Source organism: Luteibacter aegosomaticola (assembly GCF_023078475.1).
In the GTDB taxonomy this organism is placed as follows: domain Bacteria; phylum Pseudomonadota; class Gammaproteobacteria; order Xanthomonadales; family Rhodanobacteraceae; genus Luteibacter; species Luteibacter aegosomaticola.
Window position 1 is genome coordinate 1 of sequence record NZ_CP095741.1, and the last position, 15602, is coordinate 15602.

Genomic DNA, 15602 nt, shown 5'->3' on the forward strand with positions numbered 1-15602 from the left:
ATGAGTGATCTCTGGAGGCGCTGTCTTGAGCGTCTTGATGGCGAATTGAGCCCCGAAGACGTCCATACCTGGCTCATGCCCTTGCAGGCCAGGGAGGACGGCACGGGCCTGTACCTGTACGCGCCCAACCCGTATTCGCTGGATACGGTGCGCAGCCAGTTCCTGGCACGGATCGAGGCGATCATCCAGCACCTGGCTGGCCATCCCCTGCCCGTTCGCCTGGAAGTCGGTTCGCATGGCGCACGGCCGGCACCCGCACGCCCCGCGTCGTCTGTCGCGGTGAGCGCACCTGCGCCGTCGTCCGCTGCCGCGCCTGCGGTGCACGCACCCGCCGCGCCCGAACCGCCCCACCAGCACAACCTGGACCCGCACTACACGTTCGAGACGTTCGTGGAAGGCAAGTCGAACCAGCTGGGCAAGGCAGCGGCGATGCAGGTCGCGATGAATCCCGGCCGTGCGTACAACCCGCTCCTGCTCTATGGCGGCACCGGTCTCGGTAAGACGCATCTTATGCATGCGGCCGGCAACCTCCTGCTGCAAAACAATCCGGAAGCGAAGGTGCTCTACCTGCGTTCGGAACAGTTCGTCAGCGGCATGGTGAAAGCGCTGCAGCAGAAGAACATGGATGACTTCAAGCGCCGCTTCCGTTCGGTGGACGCGCTGTTGATCGATGACATCCAGTTCTTCGCCGGCAAGGACACCACGCAGGAAGAGTTCTTCCACACGTTCAATGCGCTGTTCGAAGCGAAGCAGCAGATCATCCTGACGTGTGACCGCTACCCGAAGGAGCTGGACAAGCTCGAGCCGCGCTTGAAGTCGCGCCTGGGTTGGGGTCTGTCGGTGGCTATCGAGCCGCCCGATTTCGAAACGCGCGCGGCGATCCTGCTCTCCAAGGCCGCTGACAAGGACATGGCGCTCTCGGAGGACGTCGCGATGCTGCTCGCGCGCCGCATCCGCTCCAACGTGCGTGATCTTGAGGGTGCGCTCAACACGCTGGCGGCGCGTGCCAACTTCTACCGTCGCGATATCACCACGGACTTCGCGGAAGAGACCCTGCGCGACCTGCTCAATACCCATGCGCAGGCCGTGACGGTGCCCAACATCCAGAAGACGGTCGCGGACTACTACCAGGTCCGCCTGTCCGACCTGCTCTCCAAGCGCCGTGTGCGCTCCCTGGCGCGTCCGCGGCAGGTAGCCATGGCCCTGTCCAAGGAACTGACCGAACACAGCCTCCCGGAGATTGGAGAGGCTTTTGGCGGTCGTGACCACACGACGGTGCTCCACGCCTGCCGGACCATCCGCGGTTTCTGTGAGAAAGATGTGCGTATGCGACAGGATTGGGAACAGCTCATCCGTATCTTGACGGGCTGAGAACCTGTGGATAATACGTGGGTGACCTGAGGACAGTTCCAGACCTCAAAGTTATCCACAATGCGCCCACATGAAACCGCCAGCTCAAGCCAGTTGATATCAAGTAGCAACACATTGAAAAGTAAGACGAAATCTTAGTTTTCAAGATATCCACCGGCCTAACAACAACCACTATAAAATCTTTAAAACCTTAAAAGCAGGAGTAGGGGACGCATGCAATTCAGCATCCAGAGGGAAGTACTGCTCAAACCCCTGCAGCAGGTCGTGGGCGTCGTTGAACGCCGACAGACGCTGCCCGTGTTGGCCAACCTCCTGGTGCGCGCCTCCGGTAGCAATGTTTCCTTTACCGGCACGGATCTCGAAGTCGAGATGGTGGCAACCACTGCCGCCGACGCTGTGCAGGAAGGCGAGATCACCATTCCCGCCCGCAAGCTGTTCGATATCGTTCGCGCATTGCCCGATGGCGCGAAGATCGATCTGAAGCTCAACGGCGACCGTATCGCGCTCAACGCTGGCCGCAGCCGCTTTACGCTGGCCACGCTGCCCGCCACGGAATTCCCGACCGTCGATGAAATCGAACTGGTTGAGAGAGTGTCGCTGCCGGAAGAAGTGCTGCGCGATCTGATGGAGCGCACCGCGTTCGCCATGGCGAACCAGGATGTGCGCTATTACCTCAACGGCATGCTGCTCGATCTGCAGGAACACACCCTGCGTTGCGTGGCGACCGATGGCCATCGCCTGGCGCTTAAGGAAACCCGTCTAGAAAGTTCGGTTACGGCGCGTCGCCAGATCATCATTCCCCGCAAGGGCGTAAACGAGCTGATTGGCTTGTTCGAATCGGGCGAGGGCCAGGTGGAGCTCGAGTTCGGTCGGAACCACCTGCGTGTTAGCCGCGGTGGCGTGCGGTTCACTTCGAAGCTCATCGACGGCCGTTTCCCGGATTACGAAGCGGTCATCCCGCTTGGTGCCGACAAGACGGCGACGATCGAGCGCGACGTGCTGCGTAGCGCCCTGCAGCGCGCCGCGATTCTCTCGAACGAGAAGTACCGCGGTGTGAAGCTGGAACTGCAGCCGGGCCACATCAAGATCGTGGCGCACAACCCAGAGCAGGAAGAAGCCCAGGAAGAAGTCGAAGCCGAGACCAGCGTCAGCGACCTGGCCGTGGGCTTCAACGTGGGCTACCTGCTCGATGCGCTCGGCGCACTGCGTGGCGAGAAGGTTCGTCTGAACCTGCGTGACGCCCAGTCGAGCTGCTTGCTGCAGGAAGAGGGCAACGATGAAGCTCGCCATGTGGTGATGCCGCTTCGCCTCTGACCACCTGAGGCGGTAAAGTTCGGCCATGACGCCGGGGATGTCTTCGACACCCCGGCGTCTTTCGTTTTGGCATGGGATAAAGGCAGGGAATGAAGTTCGAGTCGCTGCGAATCGCTGGCCTGCGCTGCCTGGAAGGGGTTTCCATCACGCCGGCACCCGGGATCAGTGTTTTCGTGGGCGCCAACGGCGCCGGAAAGACGAGTGTGCTCGAGGCCGCCTATTTGCTCTCGCATGGACGGTCGTTTCGAGCCGGTTCGCGGGATGTACTCCTGAAGCGGGGCAGTGCGGCGCTTTCGGTGTTTGCCGAGGTCAGCTCTGGCGAGGGTCGTACGAGGCGTCTCGGTCTGGGCCGTGAAAGTGGCCGTTGGCAGGCACGGGTCGATGGTGACGCCGTCTCGCTCGGTGCGCTTGTCCAGGAATGTGCCGTGGTCTGCTTTGAGCCGGGCTCGCACGACCTGATCGCCGGTGGGTCGGAAGAGCGCCGCCAGTTCCTGGATTGGGGTTTGTTCCACGTGGAACATGGGTTCGTGAATCAGTGGCGCCGCTATCAGCGCGCGCTGAAGCAGCGGAACGCACTCCTTCGCAATGGGGGCCCGTTGGACCCCGGTCTCATCGAACCCTGGGAATCAGAGCTGGCAGCCTCAGGAGAAGCCCTTTCGAGCTACAGGCAAACCTACCTCGACCGCCTGCTTCCCCATATCCGCTCGTTTATGAGCAACGTACTGCCCGAGCTCGGTGAGTTCACGGTTCGCTACAAGGCGGGCTGGGATGAGACGAGCGACCTCGCCTCCACCCTGGCCGAGCGCCGCCATCGCGATCTCACTCGGGGCCACACCACTGCAGGTCCCCATCGGGCCGACTTTTCGGTGGCTTTCGAGCACGCCCCTCTCCGGGAACACCTATCGCGCGGCCAGGAAAAGCTCTGCGCGCTGGCCTGCCTGCTGGGCCAGGCCGCCCTCCACGCGGAAATCCGCGGCGAATGGCCCGTGGTCTGCCTCGACGACCTTGCTTCGGAGCTCGATCGTACCCATCAAGAGTGGGTAGTCGCCCAGTTGATGGGCCGCGATGTCCAGGTGTTGGTGACCGGCACCGAGGTTCCGCATGCTCTTTCCGACCAGCCCGTCACTGTGTTCCACGTGGAACAGGGTGCCGTGACGGCTTTGCTATAATCGACCGACTGCCCTGGCGCTGCGCTGTGCGCGCGCCGGAGCCTCCTGCGTCATCACCAGGCCTCGCATGAACGAACCTCTCGATCCGACCAATTCGAACGCCTACGACTCCGGCAGCATCAAGGTCCTGAAGGGCCTCGAGGCCGTCCGTAAGCGCCCCGGCATGTACATCGGCGATACGGATGACGGCACCGGCCTGCACCACATGGTGTTCGAGGTGGTGGATAACGCCATCGACGAAGCCCTGGCGGGTTTCTGCGACTACGTCACTGTGACCATCCACGACGATGGCACCGCCAGCGTGGCCGATAACGGCCGTGGCATCCCCGTGGACACCCACCCGGAAGAGGGCAGGTCCACGGCCGAAGTGGTCATGACCGTCCTCCACGCCGGCGGCAAGTTCGACGCGAACTCGTACAAGGTGTCAGGCGGCCTGCACGGCGTCGGCGTCTCGGTCGTGAACGCGCTCAGCGAGAAGCTGTGGCTCACGATCTGGCGTGACGGCAAGACCTGGAGCCAGGAATACGCCCACGGCGACCCGGTAGCCCCGATCGCCCCGACCGCGGACACCACCCGCCGCGGCACGATGGTCCGTTTCCTGCCCAGCAAGCTCACTTTCACGAACAACAACGAGTTCCACTACGACATCCTCGCGAAGCGTCTCCGCGAGCTGGCGTTCCTGAACTCGGGCGTCACGATCGAGCTCGTCGACGAGCGCAACGATCGCAAGGACATCTTTGCGTACGAGGGCGGCATCAAGTCCTTCGTGCAGCATCTGGCCCAGCTCAAGACGGCCCTGCACCCGACGGTCATCAGCTTCAGCTCGGCCACCGACGGCATCACCGTCGAGCTGGCCATGCAGTGGACGGACGCGTACCAGGAAACGATGTTCTGCTTCACCAACAATATCCCCCAGCGGGATGGCGGCACGCACCTCACGGGCTTCCGTGCGGCGCTGACCCGTACGCTGCAGAACTACATCGAGAAGGAAGGGATCGCCAAGAACGCCAAGGTCGCGCTTTCGGGCGATGACATGCGCGAAGGCATGATCGCCGTGCTCTCGGTGAAGGTGCCGGACCCGAAGTTCTCGTCGCAGACCAAGGACAAGCTGGTTTCCAGCGAGGTGAAGACGGCGGTGGAGCAGGTCGTCAACGACAAGCTCGCCGAATTCCTCCTCGAGAACCCGAACGAAGCCAAGAACATCGCGTCGAAGGCCGTCGACGCGGCTCGCGCCCGCGAGGCCGCCCGCAAGGCCCGCGAGATGACTCGCCGCAAGGGCGCCCTGGATATCGCCGGCCTGCCGGGCAAGCTGGCTGATTGCCAGGAAAAGGATCCCGCGCTCTCCGAACTGTTCCTGGTCGAGGGTGACTCCGCAGGTGGCTCTGCCAAGCAGGGCCGCAACCGCCGTACCCAGGCCGTGCTGCCGCTCAAGGGCAAGATCCTCAACGTCGAGAAGGCTCGCTTCGACAAGATGATCTCCTCGGCCGAAGTCGGCACGCTGATCACGGCGCTCGGCACCGGCATCGGCAAGGAGGAGTACAACCCGGACAAGCTGCGCTACCACCGCATCATCATCATGACCGATGCTGACGTGGACGGTTCGCACATCCGCACGCTGCTGCTCACCTTCTTCTACCGCCAGATGCCCGAGCTGATCGAGCGTGGTCACGTGTACATCGGCCTGCCGCCGCTCTACAAGGTGAAGCAGGGCAAGCAGGAGCTGTACATCAAGGACGACAGCGTCCTGAACGACTTCCTGATTTCGAGCGCGGTCGACAACGCCGGGCTGGAGCCGGAAGAGGGTGCCCCCGCCATCGGCGGCGAGACCCTCGAGAAGCTCCTACGTGACTACCAGGCGGCGCTCGACCAGATCGAACGCATGTCGCACCGCTTCGACACGTCCGTGCTCACAGCGATGATCGAACACAAGCCGCTGGAAGAGGGCTTCTGGAGCAACGCCGACGCCATGCAGGCCTGGCTCGACGGCATCGCCAAGCGCCTGAGCGCGAGTGGCCTCGGCAAGCCCACCTACGCGCTGCGCTTCCGCCCGGCGTTGAACGAGCAGGGCGCGGCCGTCGAAGTCGAGCGCATGCAGCACGGCCTCAGCCACACCTGGATCATGACCCAGGCGTTCTTCAACAGCAGCGATTTCCGCGCTATCGCGACGATCGCGAGCCAGCTCGCCGAGCTCAGCCTGAAGCCGGGCGCCGTCATCCGCCGTGGCAACGGCTCGCGTGGCGTGAACAGCTTCTCCGAGGTTCGCACCTGGCTGCTGGACGAAGCCAAGAAGGGCCGTACGATCCAGCGCTTTAAGGGTCTGGGCGAAATGAATCCGGAGCAGCTGTGGGAGACCACGGTGAATCCGGAGACGCGCCGCATGCTCCAGGTCGGCATCGAAGATGCCGTCGCCGCCGACCAGATGTTCTCGATGCTGATGGGCGAAGCGGTCGAGCCGCGTCGCGACTTCATCGAGTCGAACGCGCTGAAGGTTGCCAACCTGGATATCTGATTCCGTCCAGTTACCTGGCGAATTAGATCGAAACGCCCGGCCGTCGCGAGACGGTCGGGCGTTTTCATATCCACGACGTTCGTCCGCGTAGGGTGGATCGAAAACCCGTTTTCAAGGGCCAAAAATCACACTTTTTTGGTCAGCGCCAACGTTCTTCTAACAAGTCATTGTTTTGACTATTTATTTTTGTCGCGCTGCGACTTGTTCTTAGGAATCAAATCGGGTTAACCTCTCAAGTCCCCCGGAGCACCGCAAGGTGCGTCGACTCCTTCAACCGAGGTCCGTCAATGAATCAGGGTTTCTTCAACAAGATGGCGCTCGCTACGGCGATCGCACTTTCTCTCACCAGCGGTGCAGTCGGTGCCAAAGACAAGCCGGCCGATGCCAAGAAGGAAGTGCTGTACCCGAACGCCACTCGCACGGAACCCAAGCTCGATCTGAAGAGCGAGAAGGATCAGAAGGCGATCAACGAAGGCCTCGACGCCGCGAACAACGGTGACAAGGACAACGCGATCAAGATCCTGACGCCGCTCGCCGATGGTTCGGGCACGAGCAGCAAGTACGCCCAGGCGCTCGCCCTGCAGGGCCTCGCCAACATGAAGTACAACGATGGCGACGTGAAGGGCGCTATCACCACGCTGAAGCAGGCGCTCGATATCGGCGTCATGCCGAACGACACCTACTTCCAGCTGAAGTATATGTACACCCAGTTCCTCGTGGCCGATGAGCAGTACGCTCCGGCGCTCCAGTCGCTGCACGAATGGCGCGACCAGGGTAAGAAGGAAACGGCCGATTCGTACGGCCTCGAAGGCAACATCGATTACCGCCTCGAGAAGTACCAGGACGCGATCAACGCCATCACCAAGGCGAAGTCGATGCCGGACGCGAAGCCGCAGGCTTCGTGGGACCAGATCCTGATGGCCAGCTACTCGGAGACCGGCCAGGGCGACAAGGCCGCGCAGATGGCTTCGGATGAGCTCGCCAAGAATCCGAACGACGCCACCGCGCTGAACAACGCCACCTCGTCGCTGATCCAGGCGCAGAAGTATCCCGAAGCGATCGCCCTGATGGAGAAGGCGCACACCGCCGGCGCCATCAAGGACGAGAAGCAGTACGTGAACTTCGCCAAGATCTACCTGATCGACGGCCAGAACAACGAAGCCCGTCAGAAGGGCAACGCCCAGAAGGCCGCTGCCATCCTCAAGGAAGGCATGGACAAGGGTGTGGTGCAGAAGTCTGGCGACAACTACAACCTGATCGCCGACTCGTACATCACGGCTGACGACATGACCAACGCCACCTCCGCGCTCAACGAGGCGGTCAAGGTCGCGACCAACGGCGAGCCGGCGCTCAAGCTCGCCCGCGTCAACCTCCAGGAAAACAAATACGCCGCGGCCGAGAAGGCAGCGACGGACGCCATCAGCAAGGGCGTGCAGCATAAGGGCCAGGCCTACATGGTGCGCGCGGAAGCCAAGCGTGGTCAGAAGAACAAGCAGGGTGCTATCGCGGACATGAAGCTCGCGGCGCAGGATCCTGAAACGTCTGCCAAGGCCAACGCCTGGTTGAAAACCGCAGGTAACCAGTAAGGCCTTGTAAAGTGCCGGAAGGGGGTCTTATGGCCTGCCATAAATCTTCCCTTCAGGCGCTATACAAACGCCATATGCTGGTGTAACTTGCTTCTTTTCCGCTTGCAAAAACCGCGTTCAAGCCATGTGAACATGCTGGACGTCGGGAAGCAGCGGGCTCACTTCCGCTTGATTAGCTCTTGATAGTGACTGATGGCCTCAAGTAACGAATCAACCGGCCAAGCGCCGTTCAGTTGGGGGCGCACAAGTGCGTTGGCAGTAGCCATCGCGCTGCACTCGTTCGCTTTCCTGCTGCTGGTCGCGCCTATGGCGCCGCCGCAGTCGCAGGAGAAGAAGACGGACAAGGTGGTCCAGGTCGACTTCATCGAACCGCCGCCGCCCCCCCCGCCGCCGCCGCCGCCGCCTCCGGAACCCCCGAAGCAGCCGCCGCCGAAAATCATTCAGCAGGTGAAGCCGCCGCCGACACCGCCGCCGCCGGCTCCGCCGCCGCCGGCTGTTGAAGAGGCGAGCACGAATGCCCAACCGGCACCGCCGCCGGCGCCTCCCGCGCCGCCTGCACCGCCGGCGGACATCGCGCCGAGCGAAAATCTGTCGTACCGTCAGCGTAACCCGCCAAAGTATCCGCCGCAGGCGGTTCGCCAGCGGCATGAAGGTACGGTGGTACTTCTGGTTCTCGTGGCTGTCGACGGTACGCCGAAAGACATCCAGGTCGACCAGTCGAGCGGTTTCCGCGAACTGGACAAGGCAGCGCAGGATGCGGCCAGGAACTGGCGATTCAACCCGGGCAAGCGAGGCGGTCAGGCCGTCGAAGGCTATGCACGTGTCCCCGTTACGTTCAACCTAAACCAGCTGTAAGCCCCCACCGCTTACAACTTTTAAGTTCACGCTTGACTTCCCAAGGGTAGCGTTATGTTGCAAGACACCTCCGCTCAGCCTGCTACGCCAGGTAACTCCAATGCCGACGCCCTCAAGCAGATGGGCTTCGACCACCTCATCCACCACTTCGACTTCCTTGGTTGGATCGTGTTCGTGGTGCTGGTCGCGATGTCCGTGCTCTCGTGGTACTTCATCGTCGCCAACTTCATCCGTAACAGCCTGGTGCGTTCGCGCGCCGACAAGGTGATCCAGGGCTTCTGGAACACCGCGTCGACCCAGGAAGCCATTCGTATGCTCGAAGAGCAGCCGAAGGGCGAACCGTTCTCGAAGATCGCGCTCGACGCCGCTTCGGCCGTTGCTCACCACCAGCAGGCTGCTGGCGGTCGCCTCGCCGAGTCGCTGTCGCGTTCGGAATTCATCGATCGCGCCCTTCGCCAGGCCGTGGCTCGCGAGAGCCTGCGTCTCGAAGGCGGCCTGACCCTGCTCGCCACGGTCGGTTCGTCGGCCCCGTTCATCGGTCTTCTCGGTACGGTGTGGGGTATCTACCACGCGCTGATCGGTATCGCCGCGTCGGGTTCGGCTTCGATGGATAAGGTCGCTGGCCCCGTCGGTGAAGCTCTGATCATGACCGCTTTCGGTCTGTTCACCGCTATCCCGGCCGTGCTTGCGTACAACTTCTTCATGCGCTCGAACCGCCTGACCTACGCCCAGTTCGACGAATTCGCGCACGACCTGCACGACTTCTTCGCCACTGGCGCCCGTGTCGAAGGCACGAAGTAATCGTTAGAGGAATTGACCCATGGCTATGAGCAGCGGGGGCAACTCCGGTGGGCCGATGTCAGAAATCAACGTCACGCCGCTCGTCGACGTGATGCTGGTTCTGCTGATCATCTTCATGATCACGGCACCCCTGATGTCCCATAAGGTCGCGATCGATCTGCCGAAGGCTAATCCGAACGTTAAGGATGACACCCCGGTCGAGCCGATGGACCTCGCGGTCAAGCCGGACGGTACGTACTTCCTCAATGACGGTGAAGTCAGCGAGGCTGAACTGAAGGCCCAGTTCGCGGTTGCGGCGGCTAAGTCGCCGCAGCCGGAGCTCCAGATCCGTGCCGACCGCACCACCGAATACAAAGTGGTGAAGAAGATTCTTGGCGATGCCAAGGATGCCGGTATGGTCCACGTCGGCTTCATGGCGACTGGCAAGGCGGGGGAGTAACGAACATGGCATTCAGCTCAGGTAATTCCGGTGGCCCGATGTCGGACATCAACGTCACGCCGCTCGTCGACGTGATGCTGGTGCTCCTGATCATCTTCATGATCACGGCTCCGATGCTGTCGAATAAGATCAAGATTGATCTTCCGCAGCCGAATCCGAACATCGTCAATCCAGAAAATCCGCCGGATCCCGTCCGGCTGCAGATCCGCCAGGATGGTTCGCTGTATTGGAACGATACGCCGGTTGACGAGCTGGGCCTTCGCGCCCAGATCGCGGTGATCGCGACGCAGGCGAACCAGCCGGAACTGCAGATCGACGCGGATGATGCGGTTCAGTACGAGGTCGTGGCTCGCGTGCTTGCTGACGCTAAGGGCCAGGGCCTGACCAAGATCGGCTTCGTTAACGCGCAGTAATCGATCACGGTCTGTCCGGTAAGACTAAAAACCCCGCCTCACGGCGGGGTTTTTTTATGCGCGTCGGTTGGAGCGCGCTTGCGCGCGATCGGTGTTACTTCAGGATATCGAGATAAGCGCGAACCGTATTCGAAAGCCCCTGGTACAAGGCCTCACCAATCAAGGCATGCCCGATCGACACTTCGGCAAGGCCAGGAATTGCAGCCTTGAACGTTCCAAGATTCGCCTGGCTCAGATCGTGCCCCGCATTCACCGCGAGCCCCGCCTGCTGCGCACGACGAGCCGTGTCGGCGAACGAAGCCAGTTCCGCACGCGCGTCGCCTTCCTCAAATGCCGCGGCATAAGGACCGGTGTAAAGCTCAATACGTTGGATACCGATCGCGACGGCGTCGGCGAACCCCTCCCCGCCGGCATCGACGAACACGCTGACACGGCAACCGATCTCGCGAAACGCAGCCACCACGGGCTTTAGCGTTTCGATGTCCTTCGTCAGGTCAAAGCCGTGATCGGACGTGATCTGGCCATCGCCATCGGGAACGAGCGTGACCTGCGTCGGCTTCACTTCGCGGCAGAGCTCGATCAACCCCGGATACGCACCGCGTGCGCCGGCGAACGGGTTCCCTTCGATGTTGTATTCCACGCGCCCACGCAACAGGCCCGCCAGAGTACGCACATCGGCCGGCGTGACATGGCGCATATCGGGACGGGGGTGCACCGTGAGGCCGCCGCAACCTGCTTCGATGCAGGTATGGGCCGCGGTGGCGATATCGGGTTCGTTGCCGCCACGCGAATTGCGGAGTACGGCGATCTTGTTCAGGTTAACGCTGAGTAGGGTCATCGACGGTCCAAAAAAGTGCGCACGTCACTAAGCGCGACGTGCGCAATGACTGTCGTCCCAGCATAACGCGCCACCTCCCTGTGGCGCACTCCACGGCTCACACACACACGCCATGTAAGACACGGCCCGGCCCGAAAAGGTTCAAACCGGAAATGTGAAGACGCGCACGGAGCGGCTCTCTCCGCGCCATGCGACGGAACCTACGAGCCCTTCGCCCAGCTCGAGCTTACCGACCTGCCACGCGCTGGCCGGCCCGATGTCGCCGTCGAAATCCGCAGGGGCAAGGTAATAACCATCGGGCGCAAAGCCGACACGATGAAGGCCGTACACCAACCCGCCGCCATGTGCCTTCAGCACGGCCTCCTTGGCCGTCCACAGGGCGAGGAACCCGTCCAGCAGATCATCGCCCGTGAACCGCTTGAGCCACTCGGTCTCAGCCGGGGCAAAGAATCGCTGTGCTAACTCGATGGCGCGAACCCGAGGCCGGACCCGCTCGACATCCACGCCCACCTCGAAGCCGAGAGGCCCCCGCCCTACCGCGAACAACGCGGTATCGCGGCTATGCGACCAGCTAAAGCCGAGCATGCTCGCCTGGCCGCGGAACAGCGGCTTACCGTGTTCGCCTCGATCGACCTCGGGGGCATCGGGCCCCGCGTAGGCGGCTAGCAGGTCGCGGATGGATGATGACGAGGCCGCATCGCTATCCCATGGCAATTGCCACACGTGGATCTCGGCTTCAGGCAGGTTGGGGACGTGCAAAGACATAGCCCATGCTAGCCTGAGCCCGTGTCTGAAAGGGACCCCCACAAGTGATCGCAGGCTGGCTCTTGCTGCTGGTGGCCTTGCTGTACGTCGGCCTGCTTTTCGGCATCGCGTACCTGGGCGACCGCCGCCCCCTCTACCCTCGCCAGCCGCGCCTGCGGCCCCTGGTGTATAGCCTCGCGCTCGCCGTCTACTGCTCGTCCTGGACGTTCTATGGTGCGGTCGGCACGGCCGCCCGTTCCGGCCTTGCCTATCTGCCGATCTATCTCGGCCCTCTGCTTCTCTTCGTACTCGGTTTTGGCCTCATCGAGCGCCTGGTGCTCGTCGCTCGCGAGCGGAACATCACCTCCATCGCTGACTTTATCGCCGCACGCTTCGGCAAGTCGCACGGCCTCGCCGCGCTCGTCGCCATCATCGCTGTCTTCGCGATCATTCCGTACATCGCACTGCAGTTCAAAGCCGTCGCGATGTCGTTCAGCGTGCTCGGCGATGGTTCGAGCTGGTGGTTCGGCGACACCGCGCTCTGGTGCGCCGCCCTCCTCGCCGTCTTTGCGATCCTCTTCGGCACACGCAACATCGACGCCACGGAACACCATCACGGCATGATGCTCGCCGTGGCCGCCGAATCGCTGGTGAAGCTCCTCGCCTTTGTCGGTATCGCCGTGTATGCGTGGCTGCACGGACCAGGCATCGTCGAAACCATTCGCGCACCGGTCAGCCAGATCGAACAAGGCAGCATGCCGCCCGGCTTCGTCGCGCAGACCCTTCTCGCTTTCTGTGCGATGTTTTGCCTCCCCCGTCAGTTCCAGATCGGCGTGGTCGAATGCGAAGACCCACGTGATCTGCGCAAGGCGCGCTGGCTCTTCCCGATCTACATGGTGATTATCTCGGTCGGCGTCTTACCGATCGTCAGTGCAGGCCTCGGTCTGCCGTCGGTGACCACGCGCCATGTAGACGCCTGGGTGCTTAACCTTCCAATTGCCCTCGGCAACCAGAGCATGGCTCTGATTGCTTTCATCGGCGGCTTCTCAGCGGCGACGGGCATGGTGATCGTTGCTGCCGTCGCACTCGCCACGATGATCAGTAACGACCTGGTCATGCCCGCATTGCTGCGGATACGCAGCCTCGGCCTCGAACAGCGTGGCGACGTCTCGCATCTCGTTCTCGCGATTCGCCGCATCGCCATCGTTGGCCTCGCGGCCATGGCGTACTTCTACTACCGCATCATTGCAGATGCGGAAAACCTGGCAGCCACCGGCCTGCTCTCGTTCGCCGCGGTCGCTCAATTCGCACCGGCCATCGTGTCCGCCCTGTACTGGCGCGGTGCGAGTCGTGTCGGCGTGTACGTCGGCCTCATCGCTGGCTTCACGACCTGGGCTTACACCCTGCTACTGCCAGCCATGACGCGCGCCGGCTGGCTGCCTGGCGCATGGCTCGAGAACGGCCCGCTCGGCATCGCCTGGCTGAAACCCAACGAGCTGTTCCATCTCAGCGGCTGGGATCCGGTGACGCACGGGACGTTCTGGTCGTTGCTCATCAACGTCTCGTGCCTCATCTTCATCTCCTTGCGTTTCCGGCCGAGCGTCGCCGAGCGACTGCACGCAGCATTGTTTGTTGACCCCTTCGTTCGCAGCGTCACGGGTGCAGGCGACTGGCGTGGCCGCGTTACCGTGCGTGATCTCGGAACAATCGCGGGCCGCATTGTCGGCGACCGCGTCACCCAGCGCGCGTTTCACGAGTACGGCCAGCGGCACGGTGTGACGCTCTCCCCCACCGACTCCGCCGACCGCCCCCTGATCCAGTTCACCGAGCGCCTCCTGGCGAGCGCTGTCGGCGCGGCCAGCGCGCGTCGCATCCTGATGGGCGCGCTCAGCGGCACCGGTCTGGATATCGCCGAAGCCATGGCGCTGATGGATGAAGCCTCCCAGGAGCTTCGCTTCAACCGCGAGCTGCTCTCGACCACGCTGGAGAACGTGTCGCAGGGTATCAGCGTGGTGGACGGCGACATGCGTCTCGTCGCCTGGAATCGTCGCTACCTCGAACTCTTCGATTACCCCGAGGGCATGGTGTACGTCGGCCTGCCCGTCGCCGACCTGATTCGCTGGAATGCGGAACATGGCGAATGCGGTCCAGGTGAAGTCGACGAACACGTAGGCAAGCGCATCCGGTACATGCGCGCGGGCTCGCCGCACCTCTTCCAGCGCGTGCGTCCCGATGGCACGGTGATCGAAATGCGTGGCCGTGCGCTACCCGGTGGTGGTTTCGTCACGACGTTCACCGATGTGACCGCATACAAACATGCCGAGCTTGCGCTGATCGAAGCCAACGAGACCCTCGAGCAGCGCGTCTCGGATCGCACGGTGGAACTCTCTCAGGCACTTGATGCCACGGCCATTGCCCGCCGCGAAGCGGAAGCCGCCAACGCATCGAAGACACGCTTTCTTGCCGCAGCAAGCCATGACTTGCTGCAGCCGTTGAACGCGGCGCGGCTGTTTACGTCGGCACTGCGCCAACACCCCGGCCTGGATGGCGAAGCGACGCAACTCGCCGAGCGTATCGATGCCTCGTTCCGCGCCGCGGAAGATCTTCTCGATGCGCTGCTCGATGTGTCGCGACTCGATGCGGGTAGCTATCGGCCGGAAGTCGCGCCGTTCGCACTCGCCGATCTGTTCGATTCGCTGAAGCAACAATTCGCGGTCGTGGCCGAGCAGCGTGGCCTCACCCTCCATGTCATACCGACCACGGTCGCTGTTCGTTCCGACGCGCAACTACTCCGCCGCATCGTAGCGAACTTCCTCTCCAACGCATTGCGCTACACGCGAGAAGGCGGCGCCGTGCTCGGCGTGCGTCGTGATGGAAAGGATGTACGGATCGAAGTCTGGGACAGCGGACCGGGCATCGCGACCGAACAACAGGCGCGCATCTTCGGTGAGTTCCAGCGTATCGACCGGCCATCGCCGTGGGGCGAAAAAGGCCTGGGGCTCGGCCTCTCCATCTGCGATCGTCTCTCCGGCATTCTCGGCCATCGCCTCGGCCTGCGTTCGCGAGTCAGCCATGGCAGTTGCTTCAGTATCACCGTGCCGCGCGCCGAAGCCACCGCCCGTAAACGCGTTGCCGCGGTGGCCCGCCCTGGTGGCGAACAACTCCCGCTCACCGTCCTCTGCCTGGATAACGACGAGACGATCCTCGATGGCATGAAGGCGTTGCTTGGCCGCTGGGGCGTGGATTGCCGTGTCGCGATCGATGTGGACGCCGCGCTAACGATACTTCGCGAAACGCACGTCGACCTGATCCTCGCCGACTACCACCTCAGTGAAACGATGGATGGCCTCGGTGCGCTTCAGATCATCGCCGACCAGATCACCCCCATGCCGCCCGCCGCGATGGTCACGGCGGATGGCAGTACGGAGCTCAAGCAACGTGCGCGCGAGTTGGGCTATCCCCTGCTGCACAAACCGGTGAAGCCAGCGGCGTTGCGCGCGATGCTGGTCGCGCTCGCGAAGCGCAGCGGCACGCACGCCGCCTGAATCGCTCTTGTAGGAGCG

The 15602-nt window shown here is 62.6% G+C and carries 12 protein-coding genes; 10 read left to right on the forward strand and 2 right to left on the reverse strand.

From position 1 onward, the window contains the following. The 9 genes from dnaA to L2Y96_RS00045 all read left to right on the forward strand — a co-directional run bounded on the left by dnaA (position 1) and on the right by L2Y96_RS00045 (position 10457). Positions 1-1371: a chromosomal replication initiator protein DnaA gene (gene dnaA / locus L2Y96_RS00005; RefSeq protein ID WP_247330853.1), complete on the forward strand. Its 1371-nt coding sequence runs from the start codon at positions 1-3 to the stop codon at positions 1369-1371. 213 nt (positions 1372-1584) lie between these two features. Next, entirely contained in the window at positions 1585-2685 is a 1101-nt protein-coding gene (gene dnaN / locus L2Y96_RS00010; RefSeq protein ID WP_247330854.1) for a DNA polymerase III subunit beta, read from the forward strand. Between the two features lie 89 nt (positions 2686-2774). After that, positions 2775-3854, forward strand: coding sequence for a DNA replication/repair protein RecF (gene recF, locus L2Y96_RS00015; RefSeq protein ID WP_247330856.1), 1080 nt, complete (start codon positions 2775-2777; stop codon positions 3852-3854). A gap of 67 nt (positions 3855-3921) precedes the next feature. Next, a complete protein-coding gene (gene gyrB / locus L2Y96_RS00020; protein WP_247330858.1) occupies positions 3922-6363 on the forward strand; it encodes a DNA topoisomerase (ATP-hydrolyzing) subunit B in 2442 nt (813 codons plus the stop codon). A gap of 287 nt (positions 6364-6650) precedes the next feature. After that, positions 6651-7949: a tetratricopeptide repeat protein gene (locus L2Y96_RS00025; RefSeq protein WP_247330860.1), complete on the forward strand. Its 1299-nt coding sequence runs from the start codon at positions 6651-6653 to the stop codon at positions 7947-7949. A 252-nt stretch (positions 7950-8201) separates the two neighbouring features. Then, positions 8202-8804 (forward strand): energy transducer TonB, encoded by a 603-nt coding sequence (locus tag L2Y96_RS00030; protein ID WP_425492491.1) that lies wholly within the window; start codon positions 8202-8204, stop codon positions 8802-8804. A gap of 54 nt (positions 8805-8858) precedes the next feature. After that, the gene (locus tag L2Y96_RS00035) at positions 8859-9605 is read left to right on the forward strand and encodes a MotA/TolQ/ExbB proton channel family protein (protein ID WP_247330864.1); all 747 of its coding nucleotides are present in this window, start codon (positions 8859-8861) and stop codon (positions 9603-9605) included. A gap of 19 nt (positions 9606-9624) precedes the next feature. After that, positions 9625-10044: an ExbD/TolR family protein gene (locus tag L2Y96_RS00040; protein WP_247330866.1), complete on the forward strand. Its 420-nt coding sequence runs from the start codon at positions 9625-9627 to the stop codon at positions 10042-10044. 5 nt (positions 10045-10049) lie between these two features. Then, a complete protein-coding gene (locus tag L2Y96_RS00045) occupies positions 10050-10457 on the forward strand; it encodes an ExbD/TolR family protein (RefSeq protein WP_247330867.1) in 408 nt (135 codons plus the stop codon). A 94-nt stretch (positions 10458-10551) separates the two neighbouring features. Here L2Y96_RS00045 and L2Y96_RS00050 read toward each other — a convergent pair whose 3' ends face one another. Continuing rightward, complete coding sequence (locus L2Y96_RS00050; protein ID WP_247330869.1) at positions 10552-11295, reverse strand: pyridoxine 5'-phosphate synthase; 744 nt, start codon at positions 11293-11295, stop codon at positions 10552-10554. A 141-nt stretch (positions 11296-11436) separates the two neighbouring features. Beyond that, positions 11437-12060: a 4'-phosphopantetheinyl transferase family protein gene (locus L2Y96_RS00055; RefSeq protein ID WP_247330871.1), complete on the reverse strand. Its 624-nt coding sequence runs from the start codon at positions 12058-12060 to the stop codon at positions 11437-11439. A 44-nt stretch (positions 12061-12104) separates the two neighbouring features. Between L2Y96_RS00055 and L2Y96_RS00060 the strand changes: the two genes are divergently transcribed. Further along, positions 12105-15584, forward strand: a complete 3480-nt coding sequence (locus L2Y96_RS00060; protein WP_247330873.1) for a hybrid sensor histidine kinase/response regulator — start codon at positions 12105-12107, stop codon at positions 15582-15584. The last annotated feature ends 18 nt before the right edge of the window (positions 15585-15602 follow it).

Excerpts from the sequence above, each read along its gene's own strand:
- dnaA (WP_247330853.1), top strand. The coding sequence starts at position 1 with ATGAGTGATCTCTGGAGGCGCTGTCTTGAGCGTCTTGATGGCGAATTG.
- dnaN (WP_247330854.1), top strand. The coding sequence starts at position 1,585 with ATGCAATTCAGCATCCAGAGGGAAGTACTGCTCAAACCCCTGCAGCAG.
- recF (WP_247330856.1), top strand. The coding sequence starts at position 2,775 with ATGAAGTTCGAGTCGCTGCGAATCGCTGGCCTGCGCTGCCTGGAAGGG.
- gyrB (WP_247330858.1), top strand. The coding sequence starts at position 3,922 with ATGAACGAACCTCTCGATCCGACCAATTCGAACGCCTACGACTCCGGC.
- L2Y96_RS00025 (WP_247330860.1), top strand. The coding sequence starts at position 6,651 with ATGAATCAGGGTTTCTTCAACAAGATGGCGCTCGCTACGGCGATCGCA.
- L2Y96_RS00035 (WP_247330864.1), top strand. The coding sequence starts at position 8,859 with ATGTTGCAAGACACCTCCGCTCAGCCTGCTACGCCAGGTAACTCCAAT.
- L2Y96_RS00040 (WP_247330866.1), top strand. The coding sequence starts at position 9,625 with ATGGCTATGAGCAGCGGGGGCAACTCCGGTGGGCCGATGTCAGAAATC.
- L2Y96_RS00045 (WP_247330867.1), top strand. The coding sequence starts at position 10,050 with ATGGCATTCAGCTCAGGTAATTCCGGTGGCCCGATGTCGGACATCAAC.
- L2Y96_RS00050 (WP_247330869.1), bottom strand. The coding sequence starts at position 11,295 with ATGACCCTACTCAGCGTTAACCTGAACAAGATCGCCGTACTCCGCAAT.
- L2Y96_RS00055 (WP_247330871.1), bottom strand. The coding sequence starts at position 12,060 with ATGTCTTTGCACGTCCCCAACCTGCCTGAAGCCGAGATCCACGTGTGG.